This is a genomic window from Ensifer adhaerens (assembly GCF_002940685.1).
Lineage (GTDB): Bacteria > Pseudomonadota > Alphaproteobacteria > Rhizobiales > Rhizobiaceae > Ensifer > Ensifer adhaerens_E.
On sequence record NZ_PNFP01000006.1, the window covers coordinates 98,236 to 114,982 of the forward strand.

12 protein-coding genes and 1 riboswitch are annotated in these 16,747 nt (G+C 63.0%); of the genes, 7 read left to right on the top strand and 5 right to left on the bottom strand.

The features are described from left to right. Positions 1-1,245, bottom strand: a complete 1,245-nt coding sequence (locus C1A35_RS13445) for an aromatic ring-hydroxylating oxygenase subunit alpha (protein WP_104664818.1) — start codon at positions 1,243-1,245, stop codon at positions 1-3. A 104-nt stretch (positions 1,246-1,349) separates the two neighbouring features. Then, positions 1,350-1,551, bottom strand: a riboswitch (cobalamin riboswitch). A gap of 317 nt (positions 1,552-1,868) precedes the next feature. On the opposite strand from C1A35_RS13445, the gene C1A35_RS13450 reads away from it, so the two are divergent. From C1A35_RS13450 to C1A35_RS13460, 3 genes are all read left to right on the top strand, one after another. Continuing rightward, the gene (locus tag C1A35_RS13450) at positions 1,869-2,468 is read left to right on the top strand and encodes a DUF6656 family protein (protein ID WP_104664819.1); all 600 of its coding nucleotides are present in this window, start codon (positions 1,869-1,871) and stop codon (positions 2,466-2,468) included. Between the two features lie 77 nt (positions 2,469-2,545). Beyond that, positions 2,546-3,520, top strand: a complete 975-nt coding sequence (locus C1A35_RS13455) for an L-threonylcarbamoyladenylate synthase (RefSeq protein WP_104664820.1) — start codon at positions 2,546-2,548, stop codon at positions 3,518-3,520. 144 nt (positions 3,521-3,664) lie between these two features. Beyond that, positions 3,665-5,098 carry an FAD-binding oxidoreductase gene (locus C1A35_RS13460; protein ID WP_104664821.1) on the top strand — a complete coding sequence of 478 codons (1,434 nt, stop codon included), beginning with the start codon at positions 3,665-3,667 and terminating at the stop codon, positions 5,096-5,098. Between the two features lie 73 nt (positions 5,099-5,171). On the opposite strand, the gene C1A35_RS13465 is transcribed toward C1A35_RS13460, so the two are convergent. After that, positions 5,172-7,646: a DUF1217 domain-containing protein gene (locus C1A35_RS13465; protein WP_104664822.1), complete on the bottom strand. Its 2,475-nt coding sequence runs from the start codon at positions 7,644-7,646 to the stop codon at positions 5,172-5,174. 343 nt (positions 7,647-7,989) lie between these two features. Here C1A35_RS13465 and C1A35_RS13470 point away from each other — a divergent pair, with 343 nt between their 5' ends. Next, positions 7,990-8,556 (top strand): DUF6101 family protein, encoded by a 567-nt coding sequence (locus C1A35_RS13470; RefSeq protein ID WP_034801118.1) that lies wholly within the window; start codon positions 7,990-7,992, stop codon positions 8,554-8,556. A gap of 429 nt (positions 8,557-8,985) precedes the next feature. Here C1A35_RS13470 and ubiA read toward each other — a convergent pair whose 3' ends face one another. From ubiA to C1A35_RS13485, 3 genes are all read right to left on the bottom strand, one after another. Further along, a complete protein-coding gene (ubiA, locus tag C1A35_RS13475) occupies positions 8,986-9,945 on the bottom strand; it encodes a 4-hydroxybenzoate octaprenyltransferase (RefSeq protein WP_104664823.1) in 960 nt (319 codons plus the stop codon). Positions 9,946-10,019: 74 nt separating this feature from the next. Next, positions 10,020-10,826, bottom strand: a complete 807-nt coding sequence (locus C1A35_RS13480) for a MipA/OmpV family protein (RefSeq protein WP_104664824.1) — start codon at positions 10,824-10,826, stop codon at positions 10,020-10,022. A gap of 169 nt (positions 10,827-10,995) precedes the next feature. Further along, positions 10,996-11,811, bottom strand: a complete 816-nt coding sequence (locus tag C1A35_RS13485) for an AraC family transcriptional regulator (protein ID WP_104664825.1) — start codon at positions 11,809-11,811, stop codon at positions 10,996-10,998. 108 nt (positions 11,812-11,919) lie between these two features. On the opposite strand from C1A35_RS13485, the gene C1A35_RS13490 reads away from it, so the two are divergent. The 3 genes from C1A35_RS13490 (at position 11,920) to C1A35_RS13500 (ending at position 16,696) form a co-directional block, all read left to right on the top strand. Continuing rightward, positions 11,920-13,116, top strand: a complete 1,197-nt coding sequence (locus tag C1A35_RS13490; protein ID WP_104664826.1) for an MFS transporter — start codon at positions 11,920-11,922, stop codon at positions 13,114-13,116. A 173-nt stretch (positions 13,117-13,289) separates the two neighbouring features. Next, positions 13,290-14,330 carry an ABC transporter substrate-binding protein gene (locus C1A35_RS13495; RefSeq protein WP_104664827.1) on the top strand — a complete coding sequence of 347 codons (1,041 nt, stop codon included), beginning with the start codon at positions 13,290-13,292 and terminating at the stop codon, positions 14,328-14,330. After that, positions 14,327-16,696 carry a putative bifunctional diguanylate cyclase/phosphodiesterase gene (locus C1A35_RS13500; RefSeq protein ID WP_104664828.1) on the top strand — a complete coding sequence of 790 codons (2,370 nt, stop codon included), beginning with the start codon at positions 14,327-14,329 and terminating at the stop codon, positions 16,694-16,696. The genes C1A35_RS13495 and C1A35_RS13500 overlap by 4 nt, the downstream gene beginning before the upstream one ends. The last annotated feature ends 51 nt before the right edge of the window (positions 16,697-16,747 follow it).

Consider the following 16,747-nt stretch of genomic DNA (forward strand, 5'->3'; position numbering starts at 1 on the left):
TCAGGCGACCCGTGAAAGCGGAGTCGCATCGCCCTGCAGGCGTTGCTCCATGAATTTGCAATACCACTCGACGAACTGCATCACGCCGCCTTCGTGCTCGGGCGAGTAGGGTCCGGGCTCATAGGCAGGCGAGCGGATTCCGAAGGCATTTTCCTCGACGATCTGGCGATCCTGATCGTTGGTCTCGGTCCAGACATGGGTCAGGTCCTCGAGGTTGTAATCGACGCCCTCGACCGCGTCCTTGTTGACCAGCCACTTCGTCGTCACCTGGGTGAGTTCGGGGCCGAGCGGCAGCACGCGGAAGGTGATGGCGTGGTCGGCGAGCACATGGTTCCAGGTGGTGGGATAATGGAACATCAGGAGCGTGCCGATCTGCTTCTGGAGGACATCGGCCGATAGTGCCCGCTTCACCGCGCGCGCCCCCGACATGGTGTAGCTTTCGGCATTGTCGACGAGCGGCATGCGGGCGGCGCGGAACTGGCCGGTCGGCGACATCCTGAATTCGCTCGGCAGGCCCTCCGCCTCGCACTTCGCCCAGTGCTCGGCGATGACAGGATCGTCCTTGGCGCCCTGAACGCCGGTTGCCGTCGGCGCTTCCGGATAGGTGCGGCAGAGTTCCGGGTGATTGGCGGCGCAATGGTAGCACTCGCGGTTGTTTTCCCAGACGAGCTTCCAGTTGCCCTTTTCGACGATCGTGCTTTCGAAGGCGACCTTGGTTTCGCCGAGGCGATGCGGCGCGAGATAGGGCGTGACCAGCTCACGGAACGCGGCGAAGTCCGCGGGCTTGTCCGAAAGATTGATGAAGATGTAGCCGCCGACCGTCTCGCAGTGGATCGGCTTCAGGCTGTGGGCCGCCTTGTCGAAATCCTCGCCCATCTGGCGGGCAAAGAGCAGCGAGCCGTCGAGTTCGTAGGTCCACTGGTGATAGGGACAGACGAGTTTTGCCGACGAGCCCTTTGCCTGCGTGCAGACGCGGGAGCCGCGGTGGCGGCAGGCGTTGTGCAGGGCGCGGATCGTGCCCTGGCGGTCACGGGTGATAACCACAGGATAGTCGCCGACCTGGACGGTGAAGTAATTGCCGGCCCGCGGGATTTCGCAGTCATGGCCGATGAACAGCCAATCCCTGTACCAGATGTTTTCCAGATCCTGCCGATAGTAGTCGGGATCGATGTAGAAGGCCCGATCGAGGCTGTAGCCGTCGCGCCGACCCTTCAGCTTTCGAAGCATATCGTTTCTGGTGTCCATGTCCTGTCCTCATGCGCCATGTTTCGGAGAGGCAGGACAGGAACCCGCACGGGCGCACGCCCATGCGTTCTCGGCTCCGATCCGGCTGCCCGCCGCAACCCGTTACGGTTATGTCCGTCAAGGCTGGTTTCCGGGCTCAGGAGCCGTCCGTTCGGACCAGCCCGGCGCCTTCCCGGACGAACCCGTCCAGTGGCCTTTGCCGAGGCTTTCGCTCCACCACCGTTGCGGGGGCAGCGCCGGGATTTGACCGGCTTCCCAATTCTCCGTCCCCTCTTCGAAGACGGCACCTTGAGTAAGGATATGTAAGCTTGGAACCCCGCCCGAGAGCTGCCGGATAGCGACATCCGATTCCAGAATGACGACACGGATAATTCGGATGAGAACGACCAGGAATTTATGTTTTATGCATTATAAACAGATGGATAGATTAATTATTGGGCACTTGCCGCCTTTTGCGCCCGGTCTGTCGCCGGCGCGTGAAGACTTCGCCCGTTTGCGACATCTGCCTCATGGGCAGGCCATGATGTCCGCACCGGATCGAAATCTTTCGTTAACCATGAGGCGTTAGCTTTGCGCGGCGGACGACAGGTCCGGCAAGGCAGGCAGATGGCGCGCTGACGATCATGGCAAAGCTCAGATACTACGACGCGGCGGCCGAGAAGCCGCCGGCGACGCCGCCGAAGGCGGCAGTCCATACCGAATTCCTGCGCACCGGCCGGATCAATCGCCGGCAATGGGTGCCGAGCGAACGCCGCTATCTCAGCTATGAAGAAGTGGCGGAACGAACGGCCAAGAAGCTCTCCACCGCCGGCGATACCACGCACAAGAGGATCAACGGCTTTCACGCCTCGATCCAGTTTCCGAAGATGATCTTCCACCGCACGCTCGCCGGCCGGCCGCATCTCGGCTACTGTCACGTGACGGCGGCGCGCACGCCGGTGGCTCCGTCCAAGGATATCACCTGGTCGTTCTACTTCGCCAATTTCTATTGCGACCTCGGCGACGAGACGCATTTCTTCGAGCGCATCCAGACCGGCTACTCCCGCATGTACTTTGCCGTCGCGATCGAGCCGAACAGCGACGGCGGACAGATGGTCATCAACCGCAACGTGAGCGACAACGGGCTCCTCTTTCGCACCGAAGATCCCAAGGTTGCGCTGAAGAACGTCCTGATGCTCGGCGCCAAGGACAATGCGTTGCGTCGCATCATCCGCAGCCTCTGAGCCGGATCCGGTTCCACAAAGAAAATCGTTCTGTTTTTCCGCCACGTCCGTTAAGGAAGCGTCGGAAAGGAAACGGCATGGCTGAGATCATCGACACGGAGAAGGAACCGGACCGCGCGATCGAGCGCGCTTGCGCCGTTCTCGCCGAAGGTGAGCCGGTCGCCATTCCGACCGAAACCGTCTATGGCCTTGCCGCCGACGCCACCAATCCCGATGCGATCAGCCGCATCTACGAGATGAAGGGGCGGCCGCGCTTCAATCCGCTGATCTCGCATGTCTCGGATATGGCAATGGCCGAAGCCCATGTGCGCTTCGACCCTCTGTCCCGCCGCCTGGCGGAAGCCTTCTGGCCGGGACCGCTGACGCTGATCCTGCCGCAACGGCCCGACAGCACCGTGCATGCGCTGGCGTCTGCCGGCCTCGACACGCTTGGCATCCGCATGCCCGACGGTTTCTCGCGCCGGGTGATCGCCCGCTTCGGCCGGCCGCTCGCCGCGCCGAGCGCCAATACCTCCGGCAAGATCAGCCCGACCAGCGCGGCTCATGTGGAGGCCGATCTCGGGGACAAGCTCAAGCTGATCCTCGATGCCGGCCCGGCGCAAATTGGGCTTGAATCGACGATCATCAAGGTCGATGGCGACGAGATCCGCCTGCTTCGCCCGGGCGGCCTCGATGCCGCCGCGATCGAACGCCTGCTCGATCGTCCGGTGATCCGGCTGGAGACCGCAGGGGCAACGATCGAGGCTCCGGGGATGCTCGCTTCACATTATGCGCCCGGCGCTGCCGTCCGGCTCGATGCCGTGGACGTGCGCGCCGGCGAAGCCTTGATCCGCTTCGGCGGCGGCCGGATCGCCGGCGAGGAACAGGCTGTGGTCGTTCTCGACCTCAGTCCGAGCGGAAGTCTGCGCGAAGCGGCAGCCAACCTCTTCGACTACATGAAGCGGGCGGACGGCAGCGGGGCTCAGGCGATCGCCTTCGGTCCGATCCCTTCGGAAGGATTGGGCGAAGCCATCGTCGACCGGCTGCAGCGGGCGGCGGCACCACGAGGGTAAGACTGTGTGCGGCATCTTCTCCGCACCCAGGTCTCACCGACCGGCAGCAATTGCGATTATGATCGCAGCCGACACGAACCGAGGATCATGTCTTCCGATCGACCGATCCGAAAGCGCGCGCGAGCGCAATGTGAAGTGAGGCCCATGACCACCCTTCCCTCTCCCGAACTCATCGCTTCCTTCGTCGAGATCGTCGGCAGCGCCAACGCGCTGACGGCCGAAACGGACACGGCGCGCTACCTCGTCGAATCCCGCGGCCTCTACCGTGGCACGACGCCGATGGTGCTGCGCCCCGGCTCGGTCGACGAGGTTTCGCGTATCATGAAGCTCGCAAGCGCCACCCGCACGGCGATCGTTCCGCAGGGCGGCAACACCGGCCACGTCGCCGGGCAGATCCCGCGCGAAGGCAAGGCGGATATCGTGCTGTCGCTGGAGCGGCTCACCCGCATTCGCGACGTCGATCCGATCGGTAACGTTATCGTGGCCGACGCCGGCTGCATTCTCGCCGACGTCCAGAAGGCGGCGGACGAGCACAACAGGCTGTTCCCGCTGTCGCTCGGATCCGAGGGCTCGGCCCGGATCGGCGGCAATCTCTCCACCAATGCCGGCGGCACCGCCGTGCTTGCCTATGGCAACATGCGCCAGCTCTGCCTCGGGCTCGAAGTGGTGCTGCCGACCGGCGAGATCTGGGACGGGCTGCGCCGGCTGAAGAAGGACAATACCGGCTACGACCTGCGCGATCTCTTCATCGGTGCCGAGGGTACGCTCGGCGTCATCACCGGCGCGGTGCTGAAGCTGTTCCCCAGGCCGCTCGGGCATCAGGTTGCCTTTGCCGGCGTCGGCAGCGTCGAGCATGCGCTCGCGCTGTTCGAAAAGGCGTCCAGCCTCTGCGGGCCGGCGCTGACCGGCTTCGAACTGATGCCACGGCTCGGCGTCGAGTTCACCACCAGACACATTCCCGGCGTTCGCGACCCGATGGAGACGATCCACCCCTGGTACGCGCTGATCGATATCTCGACGTCCGATAGCGCCGAGAGCGCTGAGCGGATGGTGCAGGATCTGCTGGAACAGGGATTTGCAGCCGGTCTCGTAGAAAATGCCGTGATCGCTGCCAACGAGACGCAGGCCAAGGCGCTGTGGCACATGCGCGAGAGCATGTCGCCGGCGCAGAAGCCCGAGGGGGGGTCCATCAAGCACGATGTCTCCGTGCCCGTTTCCAGCATTCCGGCCTTCATGCAGGAGGCGGATGCCGCCGTCATGAAGGCGATCCCCGGCGCGCGCATCTGCTCGTTCGGCCACATGGGCGACGGCAACATCCACTACAACATCTCGCAGCCGGTAGGCGCCGACAAACAGGCGTTCCTTGACCGCTGGCGCGAAATCAACGCGATCGTCCACGGCATCGTCCTGCGCTACAACGGCTCGATCTCGGCCGAACACGGCATCGGCCAGCTGAAGCGCGACGAGCTCGCCGAGGTACGGTCGCCGATCGAGATCGAGCTGATGCAACGGATCAAACACGCGTTCGATCCCGCAGGCATCATGAATCCGGACAAGGTTCTGCGCGCCGAAGGGTGATGGCGGCCGGCCCTACGTGGCCGGCTACAGCCCCACCGGGACGCGATCGAGCTCAACCATCGGGTGGCCTCGATCAGCGGCCGCCGGCGCGCAACTGCGAGAGCGACATCAGCGTCTCGGCGCTGACGCCGCCACCGCCGCCGCCGGTGAGGATAGCAAGACCGGCCGAGACATCCGTGTTGTTTTCGACGTCATAGAGCGCCGTGAAGCGCTGCAGGAGCTTTTCGAGCTTGCCGGGCTCCTGCAGTTCCTTGATGTTGACGGTGCGCTCGATATAGGCCGCCTGCGCTTCGATCTTGGCGTTCTGCAGGCCCTCGGGCATGCTGTAGGCCGTCTTGATGACCTCGGACAGGGCGCGGTCGGCCAGGATGTCGTAGGCCGTATTGATTTCCGGGGCCTTGCGCTTGAAGTAGAGCGCCAGGCGAACGCCACCGTTATCGGCGCCTTCCTTCTCCTCGAGCGACTGGTTGAGGAAGAGATCGACCGTGGTGATGAGACCGCGGCGGGTCTGGATCTGCCCTGCCTCGCCCCTGACGATCTTGCCGTCCTTGTCGAAATTGAAGGAAGCGACGATCTCGCGATACTTCAGCCCGTTCGGATCCTTGTTGATGAAGCTCTTCGGATCGTCGAGGTCCGACGTAAACATATCCCTGAGATAATCGGTCTTGACCGTCGCCGGGTCGATGCCCGAGCCGACAAGAACAAGGTCGACCAGCCGCCGGTTCTTGAGGAAGGCATCCAGCGTTTCGATCTTTGCGATCTCGGCGGTGTAATATTTGGCTTCGTCCTGGGCCTTTTCCTTGGCGACCTTCTTCTCCTCGTCCGTGCCGAAGCGGGACTTGGCAATGATATAATCCCTCGCCGTGCTCATGATGTCGGCGTCGCTCTGTGCGAGCTTCGGCGCGCCGAGCGTTCCGTCCGGATTGAAGTTGAATGCCTTCACGAGCTTGACGTAGCGCTCGTCGCGCAGCGTGTTGGCGTAGCTCTTGGGATCGTTGAGATCGCTGGTCAGGATGCGCTTCAGTTCGCGCGCGCTCAGGTCCTCGCCTTCGAGCCCGAAAGCGCTCAGCGTGAATTTCAGTACGCCCTTGTCGGCGAGCAGCTTGTCGACCGACTCCATCGAATTGACCAGGAGCTTGAATCTCCTGACCACGGCTTCGTCTTCGGCATCGCCCTTGTCGTTGTAGCGCACCATGTAGCTGTCGGACGTCTTCTTCAGCTGATCGGCGTCCTGGGCCGTCTTGCCCGGCTGCAGCGTGCCGTCAGGCCGGAAGTTGAAAGCCTTGTGCAGCTCCTTGAAGGCGGCATTGTACTCGCCGCCCTGTGTGTTGACGTAGCTGTTCGGGTCGTTGATGTCGCTGGTGAGGATGTTTTCAATCGTCGACGGCATCGTCGTCGACGCCTTGAGACCGAAGGCCGTGACGATGTAATTGAACAGCCGGGTTTCGCTTGTCAGCTCGGCGATGGTGGTGATGCCGGCGATCTTCTGTTCGTAGTATTCCTTGTTGAGCAGCGCCCCGGCGCCCGTCAGGCGCGCGCCCCCCAACGGCGTCTCCCCGGGTTTCTTGAAGACGTAGATGTTGTTGAGTTCCGTCTTCTTTGCGTCGCTGATCGCCTTCCCGCCAGCCGGCACGCTGCCGTCGGGGTTGAAGTTGAAGAAATTCTTCATGGCGATATAGGTGTCGAGATTGCGGATGCGTCCGTTCAGCGTGTTCAATTCCTGTCCGAGCGACGTCATCAGCGCCGGCGCCTGGTCGCGTGGCGGCAGCTTGGCATCGAGATCGGCGACGATCGCGTTCTGTTCGTCGATCTTCGCCTGAATCGCCGGCTTGTCGGCAGCGGGCGCCGCCGCCAGTTCGGCGGTCAGCTTGTCGATTGCCCCGAGAGTCTTGATCCGCGTGTCGAGATCCGTATACAGCTTGAGCGCTTCATCCCGTCTCGTCGCTGCGGCGAGCCTGGCGTTGCCCAGGTCCGCAGAACTGGTGGTCAGCCCGTCGCGAACTTCCGTGTAGTTGAATGTCTTCGGGTCCAGGTCGAAAACCGTAAACGCAAACGAGCGCAGCCTTTCGTTGCCGAGGAATTGATCGACATCGGTGACGAGGTCCATGGCCGCGCCAAAATAGGCCATCTCGCCCCGCATGACCGTGTCGAGACTGGCGATGCGCTCGTTGTAGAGACCGATCAGTGCATCCTGCTGTGCGTTGGTTTGAGCCATCGGCTTCGACGAACTGAAGCTGAAGGCCTGCGCGAAGTTGCGATAGCGTTCATCGGTGAGACGGTTGGCAAAGCTGTTTTCGTCGGAAAGATCGCTTTCCAGGACCTTGCGCATGAAGGCCTTGGCATAGGTCATGTCCTCGAGGCCATGCGCCTTCATCGCGTAGGAGTAGAGACGATAGTCGCCCAGAAACTCCTCGACAGTTTTCACGTTGCCGATGTTCTCTTTATAATACTCGGCTTCACGCGCGATCTGCGGCTGCTGGGCGACGCGGTTTAGGCTGCTCCTCATGTCCCGCGTGATGCGACTGTAGTCGAGATAGGTCGATACCATGCCCTGGCGCCTCGTCGGTTACCCAAGGGGAAAGGCCGGATCCGATCCCCGAAACAGAATTCTGACGCGTCATGATTGCAGGACTGGCTTGCGTGTGGCTTTTGCCCGCAACCCGGGCGTCGGCGCAGTTGCGCCTGATCGGAACGAACCCGCCGGCGGCGTTGACGAAACGGAAACCCTGACCGGTCGGCTTTTGCTAACCATCGAAAAACGCAAAGTTTTCTTAACCGCGAATTTTAAGTCGTTCGGAAAGGGCGCCGCCTATTCTCCCGCACATAGAGGACGAAAAGTCCCGACGAGAAGACCGGAAACCGGCTCTCAAGGAAAAACAAGGGCGATTGAAATGCGCAACACACTCTCTCAACCCGCATGGGTCGAAAACACGCTCCGTCTTGATCCGCAGCGCTTTCCACAGCAGGCAAGCTACGCATTGCGTGGTCACACGGGTAATGTCACGATCAGCCTGGACGAGCGTGGCGCAGTTCTGCGCAAGGTGCTACCATCGAGCGGCCTGCCGCTTTCGATCGCATTGCCGGCGCGGGCATTCAAAGGGGTCGCGGCTCGCGCGATCGATCACGGCGACGGAGACGTTACAGTGACGCTGGAACTTCATCACGACGACCCGGACCTCTGCGTCCCGCTGCTCGTCGCACACGATCTGTCCGACATCGCAGCCGACTGGCGCGCCTGGGCAGAAGCCTACCGCATTCCGATGCTGATGGTCGAAGCGGACGGCGTGGCAAGGCCGCTCGAAGAGCATCTCGGTGACGTGCGCACGGCGCCCGTCAAGCCGCGCCGCCGCCACTCCTTCTTCGCAGAGCGCCGGCCGCGTTTCCTCGTGCGCCGTTCCACCGGCACGCTTGGCGTTCACATGAAGATCGACGGGCGCGAAATCATCGCCCGCAGTTAATTCCTGAAGCATACCTCCAGCACAACAGCCGGCCGTTCCCTGCGGCCGGCTGTTGGCGTTTGGCGCCGACGCCACATCTGTCGGGGAAGCTGGGCGCGGCGCATCGCGCGCATAACCTTCGCGCTCCCACGGCGCGGGGCAACTTTCGCCTCCGCGGAGAATTGCCGGGATGTTCCCACGGAAACAGCCGCACCGCCTTCTTCGTGCCATATCGGGTTCATAGCCAAGACCACGAAGAAGGAGAAACCCGATGCGCAAGCACATCGCCTCAGCCGTTGCCGCCGTCCTGTCCAGCTTCCGTGCACGTCACGAGGCAAAGAAGCGCAAGGCCGCCCGCGAGATCAGCTGGGCGTGACACCTAGGCGGCCCGCCAAGGGCTAAACTGACGGTAAGACATGAAGACGATCCTCCGCCGCGACGGAGGATTTTTCATATCAGGCGCAGGAGAAGCGCCAGCACCAGCCCGGCAAAGACAATCAGGCCGACGATGCCGTTGAACTTGAACAGCGCCAGGCACTGCGCGGCATCGTGGATGTTCAACACCAGGATCTGATAGGTCAGCATCGCGGCTGCAACCACAAGGCCGAGATAGGCGAAGGCCCCTGCCCCGGCCGCAAGGAACGACAGGAAGACAAGCAGCGTCGCGATGCCATAGAGGCCGATCAGCCATGGCCGCGGATTTTCACCGAACCGGCGCGCCGTCGAGCGCACGCCGATCAGTTCGTCGTCTTCCTTGTCCTGGTAGGCATAGATCGTGTCGTAGCCGATCGTCCAGGCGATGGCCGCGCCGTAAAGCAGAACGGCGGCAAGCGACAGCGTGCCGAATTCGGCAGTCCACCCCATCAATGCCCCCCACGAAAAGGCGAGCCCCAGGAAGAACTGCGGCCAATCGGTAAAGCGCTTGGCGAAGGGATAGATCGCGACGATTGCCAGCGACAGGATGCCGAGCACGATCGAGAAAGAGTTGAACTGTAGCAGCACGACGAGACCGGCGAGCGCCTGCAGCACCATGAACACCTTGGCCTGAAGGCGCGAGACGCGGCCCGACGGCAGCGGCCGCGAGCGCGTGCGGGCCACTTCCATATCGATGTCGTGATCGACGATGTCGTTGTAGGTGCAGCCGGCGCCGCGCATGGCGATGGCGCCGACGGTGAAGAGGAAACAATGGAACAGGAAGCGGCCGAACGAGAAGGTACCGGCGCTTGCCGCTGCGCCCGATGCCAGGGCCACCGACCAGAGGCAGGGCAACAGCAGCAGTTGCCAGCCGATCGGGCGGTCCCAACGGGCCAGCTGCGCATAGGGCCAAAGCGCGCGCGGCAGCACGCGATAGACCCAATTGTTGGACGGCGCGTCCTGAACGCGGCCGGAATCGGCAGAGATTGTGTTCATGTCCCTGTTTGACCCCGCAGGCCCGGCCGGTCAAGCGGCGAGATCGCCGCAGACCATGGGGCCCAAGCGCCAAATCAGGGGAGCGTGAAGTCGAAGCGGTAGGTGGCCGACAGACCGACGAGCACCTGGTTGCGGCTGCCGCGCTCGCGAACGAGGCTGGAATCGGCCGCCGGACCAAGCAGGCGCTTGTATTCGGCATAGGCGCTGGTCTCGAGCTTTTCCGTCGCCTGCCAGGTGATCGCAGCACCGACGCCGGCGGAGCCGACGCCGCCATGCGGCGAGTATTCGTTGAGGCCCGAGGCTGCAGCCTCGCGGCCATTCACGCCGTAATAGGCCGTGTAATAGCCGCTGGTAGCCGCCGACAGGCGCGGGCCGCCGGAAATGCGCACATTGCTGCTGACATCGGTAAACGCGTCGGCCGCGACATCGGCAACGACGCCGTGGTGACTGCGAATGCCCTGGCGGACCTCGGCGCGCACACGCAGCCAGTCGGTCGGGTAGACTTCGGCAAAGCCGCCGGCTTCGCCGCCGAACTTGACCGGATCAAGTCCCTTGAGATCGCTGGACGTGTCGGCATCGCGCTCGAAGATCAGCTTGCCGACGAGACCGGCGCGGAAGCTGCCCTGGTCGACCAGCGCATAGGACATGTTGTCGTTGCGCGAGGAAAAGCGGACCGTGCTGCCGGCCTTTCCGAGCGAGATCAGCGGTGCCGCCTGGAACATGCGCTTGGAGGCGCCTTCGTATTTCGGGCCGTAGAAGCCGGTGGCGCCAACCTTCAGATACCAGTCTCCGGACCAGAAATACTGGCCGTCGCCGGCGGAGGCGGCATTTGCCGACAGAAAAAGGGTTCCAGAAAGGAGGAGAAGAGAACGGATACGCAAGAAACAACTCCGGAAGATACATTCGCCGGGGCGAAATTGGCCGTGCCGTCGGGCCGAGGGAGGGAGATGGCAGGAACGGCACAGGGCGAGTTATTGCCCCTTGTTCCTACGATTCCGTTAACCAGGTCAATTCAGCCTTCGTTTCCCATGAGGGCCCGAGTGCCCTTGGTCACTGGCCGAGATAGGTCCTGAGATAGACGCTCGGCGGGCTGCCGAGCATGCGGCGAAACATGGTCGTAAAGGCCGCGACGTTCTCATAGCCGGCGTCGAGCGCCACGTTGATGATCGGCTCGCCGTCGGCAAGGAGTGGCAGCGAGGCGAAGATGCAGGCCTGCTGGCGCCAGGTGACGAAGCTGACGCCGGTCTCGTTGCGAAACAGCCGCGTGAACGACCGCCGGCTGAGGCTGAGCCGGTCCGCCCATTGATCGATGCTCGCCGACGCCGACGGCGCCTGCAGGAACTGCCGGCAGAGCGCCGCCAGCCTCTCGTCGCGCGGGAACGGCAGGCCGAGCGGGCGCTCCTTCAGCCGCCCGATTTCCTCGAGCAGCAGATCCGTGACCAGTCGCTCACGCCGCTCCGACATGGTTTCGTTCTCGACGCTGACGAGGGCGTCGACAAGACTGCCGGCGAGCGGGTTGATTTCCATGACCATCGGCCGCTCGGCGCGCAACAGGTCCGGCGCGAAGTAGATCGAATGCATGCGCACGTCGCTGATCATCTCGGCCGAATGCTCCATGCCGGCCGGGATCAGCAGTGCGTGGCCGGGCGGCACCATCCAGCGCCCGCGCTCGGTGCGCATCAGCACGACGCCGCCCCGCGCCCACCAGAGCTGGGTACGGGTGTGCTTGTGAAAGGGGACGAGCAGACCGGCATTGTAGTCCCGTCCGAGTGCGAGCACGGGGGCATTGCCTGTCTCGACCCAGTCGAGATTGCGGAAATGGTCCTCGTCGGGAAGCTGCGGCAGCGGAAATCGGCGGATCGGCATTTGGCCCACTCACGAAAGAATTCGACCAGATCACAAAAGCAGGCCAATCGCAACCTCAGTACAGATAGCCACGCCGCATACAACCTTCGAGACGGCAAGGAATCTCCCATGTCTACCGTGACCTCAACTTCCGGGATCTCCCCGGAAAAGACGGCCTTCTCCGTCATCCTCGCCGTCAGCTTCTGCCATATGCTGAACGACATCATGCAGTCGCTGCTGACAGCGCTCTATCCGCTGCTGAAAGCGAACTACTCGCTCGATTTCGTGCAGATCGGTCTCCTGACCTTCACCTTCCAGCTGACGGCATCGATGCTGCAGCCGGCCGTCGGTATCGTCACCGACCGCTGGGCGCTGCCCTATTCGTTGCCGCTCGCCATGTTGTCGACCTGCAGCGGCCTGATCCTGCTCGCCAATGCCCATGACTTCTGGGTGCTGCTCGTTGCCGCAAGCCTGATCGGCGTCGGCTCGGCGATCTTCCATCCGGAATCCTCGCGCATCGCGCGCCTTGCCTCCGGCGGCCGCCACGGTCTGGCGCAGTCGCTGTTCCAGGTGGGCGGCAATGCCGGCAGCGCCATGGGCCCGCTGCTCGCCGCCTTCATCGTCATTCCCTTCGGCCAGGGCAGCCTCAGCTGGTTCTCGATCGTCGCGATCATCGGCTTCTTCGTGCTCTCCTGGGTCAGCACCTGGTATGTGCGCCATCGCCGCACCACCATGAGCCGTGCTGCACCGAGCCGCGCCCTGCCTCTGCCGAAGGGTCGGGTGATGTGGGCGGTTGCCGTGCTCGTGCTCTTGACGGCCACCAAGAACGTCTACATGGCGAGCATCTCCAGCTACTTCACCTTCTTCGTCATCGAGAAGTTCGGCATCGACGTGCAGCAGGCGCAGCTGATGCTGTTCCTGTTCCTCGGCGCAGCCGCTGCCGGCACCTTCCTCGGCGGCCCGATCGGCGACCGCTACGGTGCCCGCTTCGTCATCTGGTTCTCGATCCTCGGCGTCATCCCCTTCGCCCTGATCCTTCCCTATGCGAACCTCTTCTGGACCGGCGTGCTCTCCGTCGTCATCGGCCTGATCTTCTCCTCGGCCTTCTCGGCGATCGTCGTCTTCGCCCAGGAACTGGTGCCGGGCCGGGTCGGCCTGATCGCCGGCGTCTTCTTCGGTTTCGCCTTCGGCTTCGGCGGCATGGGGGCTGCCGTGCTCGGCATCTTCGCCGACCGGCAGGGCATCGAGTTCGTCTACACGATCTGCTCCTATCTGCCGCTGCTCGGCATCCTCACGATCCTCCTGCCGAAGATCCCGGCGCGCTAGCATCTGAGGCCGAAGATATCCGGCAAACGCACCGGGCGCCGCCATGCGGCGCCCGGTTTTCGTTTGCGCGGCGAACAGCACTTGGCACCCCCGTCACTCGTCGCAGCCCTACGTAATCATTCATCAATTTTTGCGCGCTACGGTCGTCTGCAGGGCTTGGGCAGGGGTATACAATGCAGGGGCGAACGGCGATTCCGGCCTTACTGGCGACGTTGCTATTCGCAACGGCGGTAAAGGCCGAGACCCTGAACCTGCTCATCTGGGAATCCTATATCGACCAGAAGATCCTCGACCGCTGGACGTCGATCACCGGCGTTTCGGTACACCAGGTCTATTACGACAGCGGCGATACCCGCGACGAGGTGCTGGCCGATCCGAACAGTCGGGTCGATCTTGTCGTGACGGGCGAAAACAGCGCCGCCCTCTTCGGCCGCAAGGGCGTGCTCGAAAAGCTCGACGAGAGCAACGTCGCCTCGCTCAGGGACTATGACGAAAGCTGGCGCAAGCGCTGCTCCGGCCGGGGCCTGCCCTATCTCTGGGGCACGATGGGCATTCTCTACCGGTCGGATGTCGTGCCCGAAGCACCGACCTCCTGGCAGGACCTCATGCGTCCCACGCCCGCACTCGCCAAGCATGTGGCCATGTACGACGACCACAACGAGGCCTTCGTCGCACCTTTGATGCTGCTTGGGCATTCGATCAACACCAACGACAGCGCCACGCTGAAAGCCGCCTTCACACTGATGAAGGAACAGGCCCCTTCCGTGCTCACCTACGAATACGTCATCAGCTCGATCCAGAACCCAACCGTCAGCAAGGACATCTACATGGCGCTCGGCTATAGCGGCGACCAGCATGTCCTGAACGACAAGGCCGGAACGCCGGGCGTGTGGCGCTACGCCGTGCCCAAGGAGGGCACGCTTTCCTGGCTCGACTGCATGTCCGTCGTCGCCAATTCGCAAAACAAGGATCGGGCGCTGGCGTTGCTCGACTATCTCGGCTCGCCGGGAAGTGCGGCCGCCAACGCGCTCGCACTCAACATGCCGACGGCAAGCCGGGCGGCCCATGCACTGCTGCCGGAAGCTGTCCGCTCCGATCCGGCAATCTATCCCTCGCCCGACATTCTGGCCAAGAGCCAGTATCAACAGGAACTGTCCACAGAGTCGGTGCAGCTGCGCCGGCGCATCATCAGCACATTGGCGAATTTCCAGTGAACCTCGGCAAACGCGCGCTCATCCTGATCTTTCCCGTGGTGCTTGCCGGCTATCTGCTGGCGGCCGTCTCGGTCCACGTCACGCAGAGCCGCTCCATTCGCGCGCTCGAACATGCCAAGCTGTCGCAACGACTTGAACATGCGGCCGCTGTCTTCCAGAACGAGATCGGCCGCAGCAAAGGCTTTCTCAATGCGCTCTTGAACGGCAATTCGCTGCGCCAGTACGTTTCCGAAACCGATTCGAGTTACCGGGCCAATGCGCTCGGCGTCCGGCTGCAGGAAAGCGTCAAGTCGCTGCTCGACGATCCGACGGGCTACGTTTCGCTGGCACTTCTGAGTTCGGAACTCAAGTCGGAATACTACTTCGAAAACAGCTGGGATCCGTTCGCCGAGATCGACGAGGCTCAGCTCAACCTCGCCCGCCGGCTGATCCGGGAAGACAAACTCGCTGACTGGACCTATCTCTACGAAGCCGGCCAGAGACCGCGCATCGTCTATTCCTTCTTCCTCGATCCCATCGCCTTTACCCGGCCGCTGCCGAGCAAGAAATCGAGCGCCCTGCTCGTTCAGGTCGCGATCCAGCCCGATCGTTTCCTCGACATGCAGCAGGCGCTGAAGAAGGAATACGGCTCCGACATCGTTCTGCAGCCCTGGCCGCAGGCGATTACCGACGACCTTTCGGCAAGCGTGCATCTCGGGCCATCGCTCTACGCGACGCTGACCGTTTCGAGCGAGCATTTCGACGCGCTGATGGCGCGGCAGAAGTTCCTGCTGGCGCTCGGCGCCGTCGCCATGAGCCTGTTCTCGATCTGGCTGATCATCATGCTGATCCGCCGTTTCATCACCGATCCGATCGCCACGCTCGACGCCAATGTGATGGCGGTCATGGTGGGCGCGCGCGATGAAATCCGCGACATGGAAGAAAAGGGCGAAATCGGGCGGCTCACCGAAAACATTCGCGAACTGCACCGCCAGTCGGTGCAATCGCTGAAGCTCGTGCAGCGCAGCTCCTGGACCGATACGCTGACCGGGATCAGCAACCGCGGCCACTTCAATGCGCTTGCCGCCGGCGTCGTGCGCGAGGCGATCGCGGCCGGCGAGAAATGCAGCCTGCTGTTCATCGACATCGACAACTTCAAGTTCGTCAACGACAAGCACGGCCACGAGATCGGCGACGAACTCCTGAAGACACTGGCGACCCGTATCGCCGAGCGGGTCGACGCGATCACCGAACGGCGCGGCCAGAAGCCGGCCATCCTCGCCCGCCTCTCGGGCGACGAGTTTGCCGTGCTGGTGCGCTCGCGGCCGGGCGACGGGACGGTCCGGGAGATTTCGGCAGCCATTCTTTCGCTGTTCGAGGATGGCTTCGAAGTGTCGGACAAGCGCTATCCGGTGACGGCCAGCATCGGGGCTGCAATCTGCCCTGATGACGCCACCAACCTCGCCGAACTGATCTCGAACGCCGATGCCGCGATGTATCAGGCCAAGACCAGCGGGAAGAACCGTTCGGCCCGCTACTCGCGCGCGCTTCACGACAAGCGCACGCGGCTGCGCCAGATCCAGGACGAACTGCGTTCGCTCGATCCGGACGAGCAGTTCCATCTCGTCTACATGCCAATGGTCGATACCGAGGGCCGGGTCACCGGCTGCGAGGCGTTGCTGCGCTGGTACTCGCCGGTGCTTGGCAACGTCACCCCGGACGAATTCGTGCCGATCGCCGAAAGCTCGGGGCTGTTCACCAAGATCGATTGGTGGGTGATCAACAAGGCGATGTCCGATTGCCGCCAATTGAAAGCCCTGTTCGGCCCGGAAACGGTGCTCGCCATCAACATTTCCTCGGCCGAACTGCATTCCAAGGCGATCGCCGACCATTTCGCCGATTGCCTCGCGCGGCACGGCCTCGAGGCGCGATCGATCGAGATCGAACTCACCGAAACCTTCGCCGTCAAGTTCAGCGACCAGCTTCGTCGCAACATCGATGCGCTGCGCCAGAACGGCTTCCGCCTTTCGATCGACGATTTCGGCGCCGGGTACACGTCCGTGCAGCAGATCATCGAGTACACGGCCGACACCATCAAGCTCGACCGGGCGCTGGTGTCGAACCTCACCGCGTCGCAGTCGCTGCCGGTGTTGAAGGCGCTGATTGCGCTCTGCCACGCCAAGGACGTCGCGGTCGTCGGAGAGGGCATCGACACGCCGGAGAAGCTCTCCATGCTGACGGCCGCCGGCTGCGATCTGTTCCAGGGCTACCTCATCAGCAAGCCGCTGCCGATCGAGGATCTGGCAATCTGGGCGCTGACGCGCACCGCCCGCTACGCGCACGACGACGGACAGGACGATCATCACGGCCGTCAGGCCATCGCCTGAATGGTGGCGATTGCGAGAATCGCCACCTCAACTCCCGTTTTCCCTTGACCT

What these genes read in the sequence shown, in the direction of transcription:
- C1A35_RS13445 (WP_104664818.1), bottom strand. Translation starts at nt 1,245, where the DNA reads ATGGACACCAGAAACGATATGCTTCGAAAGCTGAAGGGTCGGCGCGAC.
- C1A35_RS13450 (WP_104664819.1), top strand. Translation starts at nt 1,869, where the DNA reads ATGGCAAAGCTCAGATACTACGACGCGGCGGCCGAGAAGCCGCCGGCG.
- C1A35_RS13455 (WP_104664820.1), top strand. Translation starts at nt 2,546, where the DNA reads ATGGCTGAGATCATCGACACGGAGAAGGAACCGGACCGCGCGATCGAG.
- C1A35_RS13460 (WP_104664821.1), top strand. Translation starts at nt 3,665, where the DNA reads ATGACCACCCTTCCCTCTCCCGAACTCATCGCTTCCTTCGTCGAGATC.
- C1A35_RS13465 (WP_104664822.1), bottom strand. Translation starts at nt 7,646, where the DNA reads ATGGTATCGACCTATCTCGACTACAGTCGCATCACGCGGGACATGAGG.
- C1A35_RS13470 (WP_034801118.1), top strand. Translation starts at nt 7,990, where the DNA reads ATGCGCAACACACTCTCTCAACCCGCATGGGTCGAAAACACGCTCCGT.
- ubiA (WP_104664823.1), bottom strand. Translation starts at nt 9,945, where the DNA reads ATGAACACAATCTCTGCCGATTCCGGCCGCGTTCAGGACGCGCCGTCC.
- C1A35_RS13485 (WP_104664825.1), bottom strand. Translation starts at nt 11,811, where the DNA reads ATGCCGATCCGCCGATTTCCGCTGCCGCAGCTTCCCGACGAGGACCAT.
- C1A35_RS13490 (WP_104664826.1), top strand. Translation starts at nt 11,920, where the DNA reads ATGTCTACCGTGACCTCAACTTCCGGGATCTCCCCGGAAAAGACGGCC.
- C1A35_RS13495 (WP_104664827.1), top strand. Translation starts at nt 13,290, where the DNA reads ATGCAGGGGCGAACGGCGATTCCGGCCTTACTGGCGACGTTGCTATTC.